Source organism: Leifsonia sp. T36S-04 (assembly GCF_042465655.1).
In the GTDB taxonomy this organism is placed as follows: Bacteria; Actinomycetota; Actinomycetes; order Actinomycetales; family Microbacteriaceae; genus Leifsonia.
The window spans coordinates 2,451,609-2,466,827 of sequence record NZ_CP146286.1; the positions used below are offsets into that span (position 1 = coordinate 2,451,609).

Below are 15,219 nucleotides of genomic sequence, written 5' to 3' on the forward strand. Positions count from 1 at the left end.
CGCCGAACAATCTAGCTTAGAACTATGATTGTTTGATCTATGGCACCCCCATCCCCCGCTGACGATCCGCGGCTCGCCGTCGTCACCGTGAGCTACGGATCGGACGGCGTTCTCCCCGACTTCCTCGGCTCGATCGAAGCCGCGAGCGCGGCCCGCCCGCTCGTCGCCGTCGCCGACAACAAGCCCGTTCCCGACAGCGGGGTGGCCCGTTTGGTGACCGCGGGCGGAGGCAAGTATCTGCCGATGGAACGCAACCGCGGCTATGGTTCGGCCATCAACGCCGTCGTCGCCGGTCTCCCCGCCTCGGTCGAGTGGGTGCTGATCTCGAACCCGGATGTGGTGCTCGGCGCCGGGTCCGTCGACCGTCTGCTCGCGGTGGCCGCAGAGGACGAGCACATCGGAGCGGTGGGCCCGGCCATCCTGGATGCCGACGGTTCGGTGTACCCGTCCGCCCGATCCATCCCGTCGCTCCGCACCGGGATCGGGCACGCCCTCTTCGCCAATCTGTGGATGAACAACCCGTGGTCGCGCGCCTACCGCAACGACGCCAGCGAGCACGTCGCTCGACGCGACGCGGGCTGGCTCTCGGGCGCCTGCCTCCTGGTGCGACGCACCGCGTTCGACCGCGTGGGAGGGTTCGACGAGGGGTACTTCATGTACTTCGAAGACGTCGACCTCGGGTACCGCCTGGGCAAGGCCGGGTTCCGCAACGTCTACGAGCCGGACGCGACGGTGATGCACACGGGCGCCCACTCGACCGAGGGCGAGTCCTCGGCCATGATCAGCGCCCACCACGACAGCGCCCGGCGCTTCCTGGAGCGCAAGTACGCGGGCGCGCTGCTGTGGCCCGTGCGCGTCGCCCTCCGGACCGGCCTGGCCGTGCGATCCCGTCTGGCCAAGCGCCGCGGGATCTAGGCCCGGTCGTCAGCCGATCTGGGCGACCTTCGCCGTCACGAGTTTCTCGGGGTCGCGCCGCCGGGTGATCCGCTTCGCCGCTTGGATCGCGGGCTGCTCGACCCAGCGGAAGATGAGATCGGCCATCAGGGCGCTGACGATCGCCACCAGGGTCGCCATGAGCAGGCCGACACCGGCGGCCGCGAAGACGCTGCCGACGACTCCCGCTGCGATCAGCTGCACGAGGTAGATCGAGTACGAACGCTGCCCGAGCCAGCGGAACGGGCCCCACGCCAGCACGCGTGCCGTCGGGGTCGGGGCGCACAGGCCGGGGAGGGCCAGAGCCGCGACGATGCCGTAGATGAACACCGTCGGGTCCTGACCGCGGAACGCCACGCTGATCGCACCGGCTTCGATCTGCAGCACCACGAGCACCAGGAGCGCGAGGACGGCGAAGAAGCGTGTCGTCACGAAGCGCACGGCACGGAAGCCTCGCGCGGAGTTCAGCACCATCGCGAGCCCGCAGCCCAGCAGGATGACGGCGTAGTGGATGAGTCCCTGGTAGAACAGCAGACTGCAGGCGACGACCCCGACTACGAGCAGCGCCCAGGCGGCGAGGCGCTTGAGCAGGAACGGCCCGATGAAGACGAAGGCGAGCAGCGGCCAGATCAGGTAGAACTTCTGCTCGATGCCGATGGTCCAGGCCTGACCGAAGTTCATCGCCGTTGGCGCGAACTCGGGGTTCATGGTCACGAAGAACCAGATCGACTGCGGTCCGCCCGCGTCGTCGAACGATCCGTGCGCGACGAGGAGCAGGACCGTCACCGCGAGCACCAGGTAGTAGGCGGGCAGGATGCGGAAGAGCCGCCGGATCCAGAAGTTGCCGAGCGAGATCCGGCCGTTCATCCGCTCCTCGCGCAGCAGCAGCGTGGTGATGAGGAAGCCGGAGAGGACGAAGAAGAGCTGGACGCCGATCCAGCCGTTCGTGAAGGCCGCTTTCGGTCCGCCGAAGTGGAAGAAGACCACCATCAGGGCGGCGAGCGCCCTCACCCCGTCGAAGCCACCGAAGTGACGCATGGCGAGGAAGTCCGCATGCGTGTAAAGCGGCTTGAAGAGGTAGGCGGAGACCCGGTTCATCCGTGCGTTGCTGTCACGGGCTGCTCTTCGTTCGCCACCAGCCCGAGCAGGTAGCGGCCGTAGCCGCTCTTCACCAGCGGCTGGGCGAGCTCGAGCAGGCGACCCTCGTCGATCCACCCCGCGCGCCAGGCGATCTCCTCGATGCAGCCGACCTTGAAGCCCTGCCGGTCTTCGATCACGCGCACGTACTCGGACGCCTGCATCATCGACTCGAATGTCCCGGTGTCGAGCCAAGCGGTTCCGCGGTCGAGCACCTGCACCTGGAGCGCCCCCGCGTTCAGGTAGCGCTCGTTGACGGTCGAGATCTCGAGCTCACCGCGCGCGCTCGGCTCGATCGTCTTCGCGATCTCGACGACCGAGTTGTCGTAGAAGTAGAGACCGGGCACTGCGTAGTTGCTCTTCGGCTTCGTGGGCTTCTCCTCGATGGAGAGCGCCTTGAAGTCGTCGTCGAACTCGACGACGCCGTAGGACGTCGGGTTGCTCACGTGGTACGCGAAGATCAGCGCGCCGTCGATGTCGCTGTGGTTGCGGAGCGAGGAGCCGAGCCCGGCCCCGTGGAAGATGTTGTCGCCGAGTACGAGGGCGACCGACTGGTCGCCGATGAAGTCCTCGCCGATGATGAACGCCTGCGCCAGCCCGTCCGGCGAAGGCTGCACCGCGTACTCCAGCCGGATCCCGAGCTGGGAGCCGTCGCCCAGGAGCGCCTGGAACTGCTCGTTGTACTCCGGCGTCGTGATGATGAGGATCTCGTCGATTCCGGCCATCATGAGGGTCGACAGCGGGTAGTAGATCATCGGCTTGTCGTAGATCGGCATCAGCTGCTTCGAGATGCCCTTGGTGATGGGCCACAGCCGCGTGCCGGATCCGCCGGCGAGGATGATTCCGCGCATGAGTTCTGGGGTTCCTTACTTGTTGTCGAGCGTCGCGTAGAAGGCTTTCGCCGCATCCCAGGTCGGGAGCAGGCCGGCCTGAGCGGCCTCGGACAGTCCGGGAGCGTCCGTGTCCTTCGGCGAGAGGAGCAGCTCCTCGGCCGGGACCGGGAACTCGAGGGCGATCTCCGGGTCGAGCGGATTAATGCCGTGCTCGCGTCCCGGGCTGTAGACGTCGGTGACGAGGTAGCTCACGGTGGCGTTGTCGGTGAGCGCCACGAAGCAGTGCCCGACTCCCTCGGCCACGTAGATGGCGCGCCGATCCTTGTCGTCGAGGAGGACGGAGTCCCACTGCCCGAAGGTCGGCGACCCGACGCGGATGTCGATGACGAAATCGAGGACCGCACCGTGCGGAGCCATCACGTACTTGGCCTGGCTCGGCGGGATGTCGGCGAAGTGGATGCCGCGGACGGACCCGCGCCGGGACACCGACGTGTTGCCCTGCTTGAGGTCGAGCGAGTGCCCGACGGCCTCTTCGAGCCGGTCGAACCGGTAGAACTCGAAGAACAGCCCGCGGTCGTCCGGGTGCTGCCGTGGGGTGATCTCATAGGTGTCGGGGATCGAAAGCTCGCGGATCTGCACCACAAGAGTCTACCAATCGCCCTACCTGTAGACTGATCGCCGGTTTTCCGACAGAAAAGAGCCTGGACACCCTATGAAGATTCTCGTCACCGGCGGCGCCGGATTCATCGGCTCCAACTTCGTCCGCCGCACGCTGCAGGATGCGTACCCGGGCCTGGAAGGCGCCGAGGTCGTCGTGCTCGACGCGCTGACGTACTCCGGCAATCTGGCCAACCTGGCGCCGGTCGCCGACTCCCCGCGCTACTCCTTCATCAAGGGCGACATCCGCGACGGCGGGCTTCTCGACGAGCTGTTCCCGACCGTGGACGCCGTGGTGCACTTCGCGGCGGAGTCGCACGTCGACCGCTCGGTCCGCGACGCCTCCATCTTCGTCGAGACCAATGTGCTGGGTACGCAGCAGCTGCTCGACGCGGCTCTCCGCAACAACCTGAAGCGCTTCGTCCACGTCTCCACCGACGAGGTCTACGGCTCGATCGCCGAGGGCTCGTGGGCGGAGGACCGCCCGCTCGAGCCGAACTCGCCGTACTCCGCGTCGAAGGCCGGCAGCGACCTCCTCGCGCGCAGCTACTTCCGCACGCACGGCCTCAACCTGTCGATCACGCGCTGCTCGAACAACTACGGCCCCTACCACTTCCCCGAGAAGGTCATCCCGCTCTTCGTGACGAACCTGATCGACGACAAGCACGTCCCGCTGTACGGCGAGGGCAACAACATCCGGGACTGGCTGCACGTCGACGACCACACCCGCGGCATCGCGATGGTGCTGGTGAACGGCCGCGCGGGCGAGATCTACAACATCGGCGGCGGCACCGAGCTCACCAACAAGGAGCTGACCCAGCTGCTGCTCGACGCGACCGGCAAGGACTGGTCGTACGTCGACCGCGTCGCCGACCGCCTCGGCCACGACCTCCGCTACTCGGTCGACATCTCGAAGATCCAGTCGGAGCTCGGCTACGAGCCGCTCGTGCCGTTCCAGCAGGGTCTCGCCGACGTGGTCCAGTGGTACCGCGACAACCGCGCCTGGTGGGAGCCGCTGAAGGCACGAGCGGCGCTCGACAACTGATGACGCGCTACCTGATCGCCGGCGCCGCCGGGATGCTCGGACACGACCTGCAGAAGGCCCTGGCCGGCCGCGAGGTGACCGCGCTGTCCCGCGCCGAACTCGACGTCACGGACCGTGACGCGGTCCTCGCCGCCGTCGCCGGGCACGACGTCGTGATCAACGCCTCGGCGTACACGAAGGTCGACGACGCCGAGACGCACGAGGACGACGCGTACGCGATCAACGCCCTCGGCACGGAGAACCTCGCCGTCGCCGCCGCGCAGCACGGCGCCCGCTTCGTGACCGTCTCGACCGACTACGTGTTCGACGGCCACGCGAGCGAGCCGTACGCGGAGGACACCCTCCGCGACCCGATCAACGCCTACGGGCGCACCAAGGCGGCCGGAGAGGAACTGGCGCTCGCGGCGCATCCCTCGGGCACCTTCGTGGTCCGCACGGCGTGGCTGTACGGCGCACACGGCCCCAACTTCGCCAAGACGATGGTGAAGCTGGCCGGCAGCCACGAGACCGTCAGCGTGGTCGACGACCAGCTCGGCCAGCCCACCTGGACCGGCGACCTCGCCGCGCAGATCGTGGCACTGCTCGACGGCGACGCGCCCGCCGGGATCTACCACGGCACCAACTCCGGTCAGGCGAGCTGGTACGACTTCGCCCGCGCCATCTTCTCCGAGGCGGGACTGGATCCCGAGCGCGTCCTGCCGACCGACAGCTCGACGTTTGTGCGTCCTGCCGCGCGGCCGTCCTACTCCGTCCTCGGCCACGACGCCTGGTCACGAGCCGGACTGGAGCCGATGCGCCCGTGGAAGGACGCCCTGGCAGCCGCCACGGCGGACGGACTGTTCGCGGAATGACCACTCTGCGCGTGATCGTCGACGAGCTCGTCACCGATGAGCCCGGCGGGTCGCGCCGCTACACCGAGGAACTCACCCGCCAGCTCATCGCGACCGCTCCCCGGGACTGCGATGTCGAGGCCATCGTCTCCGCAGTGAGCGACGAGCAACTGCAGGTCCTCCGCGACCGGCTGCCCGGCATCGGCGCGATCACCCGCCTCCCCTTGGCGCACCGCGAACTCGCCCTGGCCTGGCAGTCCGGCGTCGCTGTCGGAGGCCCTCCGGGGATGCTGCACGCTCCGACACTGCTGGCTCCCCTCCGCCGTCACACCCGGCTCGACGACCCGCAGCAGATCGCGGTCACGATCCACGACACCCTCGCGTGGACGCATCCCGAAGCACTCGGGACCGGCGCGACGCTGTGGACCAAGGCGATGGCGAAGCGCGCCCGCAAGCACGCGGACGCCGTCGTCGTCCCGACCCATGCGGTGGCGGACCGGCTGGCCGAGGTGATCGACTTCGGCGACCGGGTGCGCGTGATCGGAGGCGCTCCGGCGACCTCCCTGCGCCTGCCCCCGGACGCCGACGAGCGGGCCGACCGGCTCGGCCTTCCGGAGCGGTACGCGCTGACGCTGGGAACGGTCGAGCCGCGGAAGGGCCTCACGCCGCTGATCCGCGCCATCGCACGACCGGAAGCGCAGGGCATCCCGCTCCTGATCGCGGGACCGGATCGCGTCGGCGAGCGCTCGGCCACCGGCGTTGCCGCGGCAGCCGGACTTCCCGAGGACCGGGTCCGCCCGCTCGGCGTACTCGCCGATGCCGATCTCGCGGTCGTGCTCGACCGCGCCACCCTCTTCGTCTACCCCAGCCTCGCGGAGGGCTTCGGCCTGCCGATCGTGGAGGCGTTCAAGTTCGGTCTGCCCGTCATCCACTCCGACGACCCCGCGCTCGTCGAGGTGGCCGCGGGTGCGAGCCTGCTCGTGGAGCGCCCTGCCGGCGCCGATGACGACGCGGCCTACTCCGAGCGCCTGGCCGCGGCCATCGGGCGCGTGCTGTCCGACGGCGAGCTGGCGGCCCGGCTCGGCGTGCTGGCGTCGGACAGGGCGCGCGCCTTCAGCTGGCGCGACTCCGCCGAGCGCGTCTGGCAGCTTCACGCGGACCTCTGACCTGCACCTTCAGCACGGCCTGCGCGGCGCCATCCGTGGGACGCAACGCGCCGCTAACACGCGCGGATAACGGCGTGTTGCGTCCCATGGACGGACGGTGGAGCCACGTCGCGTGAGCAGTTGGCGCTCCCCAGCCGCGAGGATCTAGCGACGCGCGCCCTCCGCAGAGGAGCTTTCGTCCCGCTGCCGGTCGACGACATCAGCCCGCTGCTCCGTTCGGCTCTCCTCGCGGCTCTCGTCGTCCCGGCCGAACCAGGTGCTGTAGCGCTTCGACGCCCACGCGCCCGCGGCCTTCGACCAGCCGTGACTGCGCTGCTCCACCAGCCAGAAGAAGCCGACGGCGACGAGAACCGCAACGGGCATCCCGAACAGCGGACCGACGTACCACGGGGACCCTGCGAAGAGGTACGTGCTGAAGATGAGGATCGGCACGTGGACGAGGTACAGGCTGAACGAGATCTTCCCGCTGAACTGCACCGGACGCGTCTCGAGCGTCGCGCGCAGCGGCTTCCAGCCGAGGGCCGCGACGACGAGACCGGCCGCGGCGAGCGGCACCAGCCCCTTCAGGAGCGGCTCCAGCTCGGTGACCTCGCTCACCGACGGACCGACGAGCCAGGGGGCGATGAGCAGCAGGAGGCTGCCGACGGTGAGCCCGGCCCACAGGGGGTGGCGGTACCAGTGCGTGTTGATGCGATCGGCGACGTTGCGCACCGCATCGAGACGGACCGCGATCACCGCGCCGACGAAGAATGCGGGCAGGTACTGCAGTTCACCCGAATCGGCGTGGACCCCCAGGTAGGTGAGCGCACACGCCGCGGCCAGCCCGCCGATCCACCACTTGCGTACGGCGAGCGCCAGCACGGCGAAGATCGGCAGGGCGAGCGAGAACACCAGCTCCCAGCGCAACGACCAGAGCGGGTTGTTGATCTGCCCGTCACCGCCCAGCAGATCCCAGCCCTTGACGATGTACTCCCAGCCGAAGTTCGGCGTGGAGGAGTTGCTGAGCCAGGTCCCGTCGGGCTGCGTCGACTTCTGCGGGATCGCCATGACCCACACGGCCGCCAGCAGCACCGAGGCCACCACCGGCACCAGAAGGCGCACGGCACGCCGCGGGAAGTAGGCGATCCAGTCGAATCCGCGTTTCCGGATGACCGGCAGGGTGACCACCAATCCGGACAGCACGAAGAACACGATCACCGACTCCACACCGGCGGTGAACAGCTTCAGCGGCGTGTAGCTGATCCACCACATCGCCGACCCTGTCGGAGCCGAGCCGCTGCCCGGGGTGCCAGGGAAGTTCGCGTTCGTGTACATGGCATGGTGCAGCAGGACGACCACCGCGGCGATGCCGCGCAGACCGTCGAGTGCGGCAAGCCGGCCGCCGGTCGCCTGTCTCGTCTTCTCTCCCACGCTTCCACCTGTACCCGTCATAGGCGGGCGACGCTACGGGCTTGCGCTGGGCAGTTCCTGTGACCTGTTCAGGGGGCAGCTGGGCGTGATCCGCGTGGCGCACCGGCCCTGCGCGTGGCCGCACCTAGCATGATCGCTATGCCTGCATCCACCTCTCCGCTGGTCTCCGTCGTCATGGGATCCGACTCCGACTGGTCGGTCATGCAGGAGGCGTCCCGGGTGCTCAGCGAGTTCGAGGTGGCGCACGAGGTGGAGGTCGTCTCGGCCCACCGGACACCCGAGAAGATGATCGCGTTCGGCAAGGCCGCGGCCGGCCGGGGCGTGCGGGTCATCGTCGCCGGCGCCGGAGGGGCGGCACATCTGCCGGGTATGCTGGCGGCCGTCACCACCCTCCCTGTCGTCGGGGTACCGGTTCCGCTCGCCCGCCTGGACGGTTTGGACTCGCTGCTGTCGATCGTCCAGATGCCCGCCGGTGTTCCGGTCGCGACCGTCTCCATCGGAGGCGCGCGCAACGCTGGACTCCTCGCCGTGAAGATCCTCGCCACCTCCGACGACGCCCTGGAGCGCAGGCTCGCCGAGTTCGCCGCCGACCTGGAAGCGAGCGTCGAGCAGAAGAACCAGGCCCTCCAAGCCCAGCTGTGAGCCGTACCCCATGACGATCGCCACCCCCCTCCGCCACCCCGACGCCTCCTCGTCGCACACGATGACGAAGCGCGGATGGTTCCTCGTGACGATGAACGTGCTGCTGCCCGGCTCCGCGCAGGTCGTCGCCGGTAACCGCACCCTGGGCCGGGTCGGGGTCCTGGCGACGCTGCTGCTCTGGGTGCTCGCCATCGTCACCCTGGTCGTCTACCTCGTCGCGCCGTCGGCGATCTACACGATGTTCACGCAGGCCGGCAGTCTCACCGTCGTCCAGCTGCTGCTCATCGCCTACGCCGCGCTCTGGGTGCTGCTCACGCTCGACACACTGCGTCTGGTCCGCCTCGTGCGGACCGCACCCAACTCACGCGGATGGATCGCCGCCTTCTCCGTCCTCGTCCTCGTCGGCCTGACCGGGACGGCGGGCTACGCCTCGGTGGTCGCCGGCTCCGCACGCGGCGCCCTGGGCGACATCTTCTCGGCGGCGGCATCCCAGCCTCCCGTCGACGGCCGCTACAACATCATGCTGCTCGGCGGCGACGCCGGCCCGGACCGCGACGGCCTGCGCCCCGACAGCATGTCGATCGTCAGCATCGACGCGAACACCGGCCAAGCGGTCACGATCGGGCTGCCGCGGGACCTCGACCCGGTGCCCTTCCGCAAGACATCCCCGCTGCACGCCCTCTACCCCGACGGGTACGGCTACAAGGACCGCTGCGACGTCGACGTCTGCCAGCTGAATTCCATCTACACAGAGGTGGAGCTGTACAAGCCGAAGCTGTACCCGAATGCCGAGAAGAACGGCAGCCAACCCGGCATCGAGGCGATGCGGGATGCGCTCGAAGGAGCCACCGGCCTCACCATCCAGTACTACGTGCTGATCGACATGCAGGGCTTCGCCGACCTGGTGGACTCGGTCGGCGGCGTCGACGTCACCGTGAAGGATCGCGTTCCCATCGGAGGCGACGAGAACCTCAACGGCGTCGCCGAGTGGATCGAGCCGGGCAACCGCCACCTGGATGGCTACCACGCCCAGTGGTACGCCCGCGCACGCCACGGCTCCAGCGACTACGACCGCATGGCCCGTCAGCGGCAGCTGCAGGACGCCATCCTGAAGCAGGTGAACCCGGTGAACGTGGTGTCGAAGTTCCAGGGCATCGCGAAGGCCGGAGCGCAGGTGATGAAGACGGACATCCCCCAGTCCATGCTGGGCTACTTCGTCGACCTCGGCCTGAAGACCCGCAAGCTGCCGGTGCAGCAGCTGGAGCTGGTGCCGCCGACGATCGACCCGACGAATCCGGACTACGCGCAGATCCAGGAGCTCGTGCGCCAGGCCGTGCATCCGGCGACCGCGAAGCCCGCCGGCAACTAGGACGCTCCGGAGGTCAGCCTTCGAAGAAGGCGGCTGCCGCGCGGGCCCGGTACGCGACGTCGTCGAGGTCGTCGCCGCTCGCGGTGACGTGCCCGACCTTCCGTCCCGGCCGCGGCGCCTTGCCGTAGCCGTGGAACTTGACGTCGGGATGCGCGGCGAGCGCCGCCGGGTAGCGATCCTGCAGGGTGCCCTCTGCGGGGCCGCCCAGGATGTTGACCATCACCGACCAGTCGGCCCGCTGCTCGGTCGAACCCAGCGGCAGGTCGAGCACGGCACGCAGATGCTGCTCGAACTGGCTGGTGACCGCGCCCTCGATCGACCAGTGGCCGCTGTTGTGCGGCCGCATGGCGAGTTCGTTCACGAGGACGCGCTCATCCGTCGTCTCGAACAGCTCCACCGCGAGAACGCCGGTGACTCCGAGCCCATCCGCGACGCGATGGGCGATGTCCGCGGCCGCCGCAGCGACCCGTCCGGCCGCCCCGGGCGCCGGAGCAAGCACCTCGGCGCAGACGCCGTCGCGCTGCACGGTCTCGACGACCGGCCAGGCGGCGACCTCGCCGGACGGGCGTCGCGCCACCAACTGGGCGAGTTCCCGCCGGAAGGGGACGAGCTCCTCCACCAGGAGCGCGCCTCCGCGGCCGTCCTCCGCGAGCGACAGGAACCAGTCGTCGGCGCCGCTCGCATCGGAGACCACGCGGACGCCCTTGCCGTCGTAGCCGCCGCGGGCCGTCTTCACGACCGCGCGACCGCCGTGGTCCGCAAGGAACGCGCCGAGCTCATCCGCGGACTCCACCGCCGCCCAGTCGGGCACCGGCAGGCCGAGCTCGCTCAGTTTGGCGCGCATCAGCAGCTTGTCCTGCGCATACAGAAGGGCGTGCGGGCCCGGGTGCACCGGGATGCCCCGCGACACCAGTTCGTTCAGGATGGCGCCCGGCACGTGCTCGTGGTCGAACGTCACCACATCGACGGTCTCGGCGAACGCCAGAACGGTGTCGAGGTCGCGATAGTCGCCGACGCCGCTTGCGGCGATGTCGGCGCTCATGCCCGGAGCCTCCTCCAGGACGCGGATCTCGATGCCCAGCTCGATCGCCGGCGGGATCATCATCCGGGCCAGTTGACCTCCACCGATCACTCCGACGACCTGGCTCGTCACGGGCGTCCGCCTCTCTGATACTTTTCATACTGGTCGGGGGGATTCACAGGAACGCGAAACCTCGTCCGCGTAGCGTGAACAACGCACTGACTATCTTCCCGCATCCTGAGGCAGGGGCATGACGACCGAGACCCGCACACCGGTACGCCGGGCGCGACTGATCCCGCAGCTGATCAAGTTCGGCGCCGTGGGTGCGGTCGGCTTCGTGGTCAACCTGATCGTGTTCAATGCGCTGATGCTGCTCGTGCTGGTCCAGGTGCCCCACAAGACCCTCTACGCGACGGCGATCGCGACCCTCGTGGCCATCGGAGCGAACTGGCTCGGCAACCGCTACTGGGCGTTCGCGGGCAACCGCAGCGAGAACGCGACGCGTGAGGGCATCGAGTTCTTCGTCGTGAGCCTCGCAGGAATGGCCATCCCGCTTCTCTGCGTCTGGGTGTCCCACTACCTGCTCGGCTACCAGAGCCTCCTCGCGGACAACATCTCGAATAACGTCGTCGGACTCGTCCTCGGCACCATCTTCCGCTTCGCGTTCTACCGGTGGTGGGTGTTCTCGCCCGACCGGGCGGCCGCCCGCAGCGCCCGCGGGTCGCGCGTCCCTCGCGTCCCAGTCCACGACCCTCGCGAGAAGGCCCCGATCACCGGTTCGACGCTAGCGAGTGCCCCAGACCGTGGTCTCGTCGGTGACTGACTCCGACTGCTGACGTCGCACCGCGACCACCGTCTGCGAGTGGTCCATCAGCTCCGACAGTGCCCGCTGGACCTGGTCGGCCTGCGGCACATCCTTCAGGACGACGGGATGCTCCAGGCCGGAGTTGATCAGCACGTCCCCCGAACGGAACACGCTCTGCAGCCAGGTGCGCCGGACGGCCACGTCGTAGCCGCGGCTGTGCAGGAGCTCCTGCCGCACGCGCACGAAGAACCCGTGGCGGATGATGAGCCGACGCGTCGTGATCGTGTAGCGCCGGCTGAGCCAGGCCGCCAGCGGCAGCAGGAAGAGCAGCAGGACCACGGCGGCAGCGGCGGACCACAGCAGGACGATCTCCCAGACCTCGCCGATGCGACCGGCGAAGTATCCGACCGCCCCAGCGGTGACGATCAGCACCAGGCTCGGCCAGAAGAGTCGCCGGGCGTTCGACCGCAGCCGGGCGATCACGCGCTCCGGCGGTTGGGCGGGAAGCGCGGAGGTCCCGTCCATGGTGCTGCTCATGCTCAATTAATACCGCAGGTGGGTCACGTCGCCCGCCGCGACCGCGGTGCGGCCCGCATCCGACTCCACGATCAGCCGTCCGTCGTGGTCGATGTCGACCGCCGTGCCGAGCAGATCGTCACCCGAGGGGAGCTGCACTCGCACCGCACGACCGATCGTGTGGCAGGCCTCGATCACCTCGTCGCGCAGCGCACTCCGGATCGGGTCGCCCCCGGCCGTGAGGAAGTCGCGGTACAGGGTCGACAGGTGGATGAGGTACGCCGAGAGCACCGCATCCCGGTCCACCTCCTGCGCGCCGGCCAGCGCGAGCGAGGTCGACGTCTCGGTGGGAAGCTGCTCCCGCGTCTGCACGAGGTTGACGCCGGCTCCGATCACCAGCGCCGACATCCCGGGCAGCAGCTCGGCGAGGATGCCGCACACCTTGTCACCGTCGATGAGGACGTCGTTCGGCCACTTCACCTGAACGCCGCCGGGGACCAGCGGCCCGAGGGCGCGGCTCATCGCGAGTCCCGCGAGCAGCGGGAACCAGCCGTACGACGCCGACGGCAGCCCGACAGGCTTGAGGAGCACCGAGATCGCGAGCGCCGTGTCCGGAGGCGTCACCCATTCCCGCCCGAGCCGCCCGCGGCCGCCCGTCTGATTGGCGGTGACGAGCACGGCGAGATCGGGCAGGTCGCCCGCGCGGGCGCTCAGCACGTCGTTGGTCGAGCCCGCCTCGGGCACGACCTCGAGGACGGGGACGATGGATCGGCTGCGTCGGAACTCCACGAGCCAAGTCTCTCGCACTGGGCCACTCTGCCAGTGCAGGCGCGTGGATTTGTAGGGTTTCGTCAACGACATGCCCGATCGGCTGGCCGGTAGAGTGAACCGCGTGACCGACACCGAACACCGTCAGACCGAACAGCTCCCCGACCTGACCACCACCGCCGGCAAGCTCGCCGACCTGAAGGAACGGTTCCACGAAGCCGTCACGGCGAGCGGGGCGGCCGCGATCGAGAAGCAGCACGCGAAGGGCAAGCTGACCGCTCGCGAGCGCATCGACCTGCTGCTCGATCAGGGCTCCTTCGTCGAGCTGGACGAATTCGTACGCCACCGCACCCACGCCTTCGGGATGGAGGCCAAGCGTCCGTACGGCGACGCCGTCGTCACCGGCGTGGGAACCATCCATGGCCGCAATGTCGCGGTCTTCAGCCAGGACTTCACCATCTTCGGCGGATCGCTCGGCGAGGTGGCCGGCGAGAAGATCATCAAGGTCATGGACCACGCGCTGAAGACCGGCGTCCCGATGATCGGCATCCTCGACTCGGGCGGCGCCCGCATCCAGGAGGGTGTCGTCGCGCTGGGCAAGTACGGTGAGATCTTCCGCCGCAACACGGCCGCCTCGGGCGTCATCCCCCAGATCTCGATCGTCATGGGCCCGGCCGCGGGCGGCGCCGTCTACTCCCCCGCGCTCACCGACTTCGTGATCATGGTCGACAAGTCGAGCCACATGTTCGTCACCGGCCCCGACGTCATCAAGACGGTCACCGGCGAGGACGTCGGATTCGAAGAGCTCGGCGGTGCACTCACCCACAACAAGGTCTCGGGCGTCTCGCACTACCTGGCGAGCGACGAGGAGGACGCGCTCGACTACGCGCGCACCCTGCTCAGCTATCTGCCCCAGAACAACCTCGCCGAGCTCCCCACCTTCCACGCGGAGCCGGAGCTCGAGATCACGGACGCGGACCGCCGGCTCAACACGGTCATCCCGGACTCGCCGAACCAGCCCTACGACGTGAAGACGATCATCGCCGGCGTCGTCGACGACGGCGAGTTCCTCGAGGTGCAGCCGCTGTTCGCCCCGAACATCGTGATCGGGTTCGCGCGGGTGGAGGGACGGTCGGTGGGCATCGTCGCCAACCAGCCGAGCGCCATGGCCGGCACTCTCAACATCGACGCGGGCGAGAAGGCGTCGCGGTTCGTCCGGTTCTGCGATGCCTTCGGCATCCCGATCCTGACCCTCGTGGACGTGCCCGGCTACCTGCCGGGGACCGACCAGGAGTGGACCGGCGTCATCCGGCGCGGCGCGAAGCTGCTGTATGCCTACGCCGAGGCGACCGTCCCCCTCGTGACCATCATCACGCGCAAGGCCTACGGCGGCGCATACATCGTCATGGGCTCGAAGCAGCTGGGCGCGGACATCAACCTCGCCTGGCCCACCGCGGAGATCGCCGTCATGGGCGGGCAGGGCGCGGTCAACATCCTGTACCGCGGTGAGATCAAGCGCGCCGAGGAGGCGGGCGAGGATGTCGCAGCTGTTCGGACCAAGCTCGCCAACGAGTACACGTACAACGTGGCCAGCCCGTTCCTCGCAGCCGAGCGCGGCGAGCTCGACGGCGTGATCGAGCCGGCCGCCACGCGCGTCTCGGTCATCAAGGCGCTGCGCGCGCTGCGTACCAAGCGGGCCTCGCTTCCCCCGAAGAAGCACGGGAACATCCCGCTGTGAGCGGCGCGCACGCGAAGGAGGAGGGGCCTTCCCCGCTCGACCCGTCGCAGCTCCGGTTCGTCACGCGCGGCGTGACGGCGGAAGAGGTGGCCGCGGTCACCGCCGTTCTGGCTGCGGCCGCTGCGGAACAGGCGGCCGCCGACGCCGAGGCCCGGACCGAGCAAGGTCCAGATGCGTGGGCGCGCACCCAGCGCGCGCTGCGTCCCGAACTGCGCCCGGGGGCCGGAGCTTGGCGTTCGTTCTCCGGCTGAGCGGCGTTCTGTACCCCGAACCGGGCGCGCTGTGCTGCCGCCTGGGCCGCATCCACGGCGTGCGCCTCTAACGGGGGTCGTGAGGTGTCCCCCAGTGT

Annotated in this window: 16 protein-coding genes; 9 read left to right on the plus strand and 7 right to left on the minus strand. The window is 69.0% G+C overall.

Going from position 1 to position 15,219, the window contains the following annotated elements; all coding sequences use genetic code 11:
* The first annotated feature begins 39 nt into the window (after nucleotides 1-39).
* Nucleotides 40-915, plus strand: a complete 876-nt coding sequence (locus tag P3F85_RS11920) for a glycosyltransferase (protein ID WP_374007763.1) — start codon at nucleotides 40-42, stop codon at nucleotides 913-915.
* Nucleotides 916-924: 9 nt separating this feature from the next.
* On the opposite strand, the gene P3F85_RS11925 is transcribed toward P3F85_RS11920, so the two are convergent.
* From P3F85_RS11925 to P3F85_RS11935, 3 genes are read right to left on the minus strand one after another with little or no spacing between them, the layout of a single operon-like run.
* Nucleotides 925-2,031 (minus strand): acyltransferase family protein, encoded by a 1,107-nt coding sequence (locus P3F85_RS11925; protein WP_374007765.1) that lies wholly within the window; start codon nucleotides 2,029-2,031, stop codon nucleotides 925-927.
* Complete coding sequence (gene rfbA / locus P3F85_RS11930; protein ID WP_374007767.1) at nucleotides 2,028-2,921, minus strand: glucose-1-phosphate thymidylyltransferase RfbA; 894 nt, start codon at nucleotides 2,919-2,921, stop codon at nucleotides 2,028-2,030. Before rfbA ends, P3F85_RS11925 begins: the two co-directional genes overlap by 4 nt.
* 15 nt (nucleotides 2,922-2,936) lie before the next feature.
* Nucleotides 2,937-3,542, minus strand: coding sequence for a dTDP-4-dehydrorhamnose 3,5-epimerase family protein (locus P3F85_RS11935; protein ID WP_374007769.1), 606 nt, complete (start codon nucleotides 3,540-3,542; stop codon nucleotides 2,937-2,939).
* A 73-nt stretch (nucleotides 3,543-3,615) separates the two neighbouring features.
* On the opposite strand from P3F85_RS11935, the gene rfbB reads away from it, so the two are divergent.
* The 3 genes from rfbB to P3F85_RS11950 are packed head-to-tail and all read left to right on the plus strand — an operon-like array spanning nucleotide 3,616 to nucleotide 6,601.
* Nucleotides 3,616-4,605, plus strand: coding sequence for a dTDP-glucose 4,6-dehydratase (gene rfbB / locus P3F85_RS11940; protein WP_374007771.1), 990 nt, complete (start codon nucleotides 3,616-3,618; stop codon nucleotides 4,603-4,605).
* Nucleotides 4,605-5,456 (plus strand): dTDP-4-dehydrorhamnose reductase, encoded by an 852-nt coding sequence (gene rfbD / locus P3F85_RS11945; protein WP_374007772.1) that lies wholly within the window; start codon nucleotides 4,605-4,607, stop codon nucleotides 5,454-5,456. The genes rfbB and rfbD overlap by 1 nt, the downstream gene beginning before the upstream one ends.
* Nucleotides 5,453-6,601 carry a glycosyltransferase family 4 protein gene (locus tag P3F85_RS11950; RefSeq protein ID WP_374007773.1) on the plus strand — a complete coding sequence of 383 codons (1,149 nt, stop codon included), beginning with the start codon at nucleotides 5,453-5,455 and terminating at the stop codon, nucleotides 6,599-6,601. Before rfbD ends, P3F85_RS11950 begins: the two co-directional genes overlap by 4 nt.
* 144 nt (nucleotides 6,602-6,745) lie before the next feature.
* Here P3F85_RS11950 and P3F85_RS11955 read toward each other — a convergent pair whose 3' ends face one another.
* A complete protein-coding gene (locus P3F85_RS11955) occupies nucleotides 6,746-8,032 on the minus strand; it encodes an acyltransferase family protein (protein ID WP_374007774.1) in 1,287 nt (428 codons plus the stop codon).
* Nucleotides 8,033-8,149: 117 nt separating this feature from the next.
* Here P3F85_RS11955 and purE point away from each other — a divergent pair, with 117 nt between their 5' ends.
* Together purE and P3F85_RS11965 are read left to right on the plus strand one after the other, a co-directional pair.
* Nucleotides 8,150-8,653, plus strand: coding sequence for a 5-(carboxyamino)imidazole ribonucleotide mutase (gene purE, locus P3F85_RS11960; protein ID WP_374007776.1), 504 nt, complete (start codon nucleotides 8,150-8,152; stop codon nucleotides 8,651-8,653).
* A gap of 10 nt (nucleotides 8,654-8,663) precedes the next feature.
* The gene (locus P3F85_RS11965; protein WP_374007778.1) at nucleotides 8,664-10,022 is read left to right on the plus strand and encodes an LCP family protein; all 1,359 of its coding nucleotides are present in this window, start codon (nucleotides 8,664-8,666) and stop codon (nucleotides 10,020-10,022) included.
* A gap of 13 nt (nucleotides 10,023-10,035) precedes the next feature.
* On the opposite strand, the gene P3F85_RS11970 is transcribed toward P3F85_RS11965, so the two are convergent.
* Entirely contained in the window at nucleotides 10,036-11,127 is a 1,092-nt protein-coding gene (locus tag P3F85_RS11970) for a 5-(carboxyamino)imidazole ribonucleotide synthase (protein WP_374010922.1), read from the minus strand.
* Between the two features lie 166 nt (nucleotides 11,128-11,293).
* Here P3F85_RS11970 and P3F85_RS11975 point away from each other — a divergent pair, with 166 nt between their 5' ends.
* Nucleotides 11,294-11,866: a GtrA family protein gene (locus tag P3F85_RS11975; RefSeq protein WP_374007780.1), complete on the plus strand. Its 573-nt coding sequence runs from the start codon at nucleotides 11,294-11,296 to the stop codon at nucleotides 11,864-11,866.
* Here the strand turns inward: P3F85_RS11975 and P3F85_RS11980 are convergent.
* Nucleotides 11,828-12,385 (minus strand): PH domain-containing protein, encoded by a 558-nt coding sequence (locus P3F85_RS11980; protein ID WP_374007782.1) that lies wholly within the window; start codon nucleotides 12,383-12,385, stop codon nucleotides 11,828-11,830. The two genes, P3F85_RS11975 and P3F85_RS11980, sit on opposite strands and share 39 nt — an antisense overlap.
* Nucleotides 12,386-12,391: 6 nt before the next feature.
* Nucleotides 12,392-13,153 (minus strand): biotin--[acetyl-CoA-carboxylase] ligase, encoded by a 762-nt coding sequence (locus P3F85_RS11985; RefSeq protein WP_374007784.1) that lies wholly within the window; start codon nucleotides 13,151-13,153, stop codon nucleotides 12,392-12,394.
* A gap of 70 nt (nucleotides 13,154-13,223) precedes the next feature.
* Here P3F85_RS11985 and P3F85_RS11990 point away from each other — a divergent pair, with 70 nt between their 5' ends.
* Both P3F85_RS11990 and P3F85_RS11995 read left to right on the plus strand, forming a co-directional pair.
* Entirely contained in the window at nucleotides 13,224-14,870 is a 1,647-nt protein-coding gene (locus P3F85_RS11990) for an acyl-CoA carboxylase subunit beta (RefSeq protein WP_374007785.1), read from the plus strand.
* Nucleotides 14,867-15,121 (plus strand): acyl-CoA carboxylase epsilon subunit, encoded by a 255-nt coding sequence (locus P3F85_RS11995; RefSeq protein WP_374007786.1) that lies wholly within the window; start codon nucleotides 14,867-14,869, stop codon nucleotides 15,119-15,121. Before P3F85_RS11990 ends, P3F85_RS11995 begins: the two co-directional genes overlap by 4 nt.
* The last annotated feature ends 98 nt before the right edge of the window (nucleotides 15,122-15,219 follow it).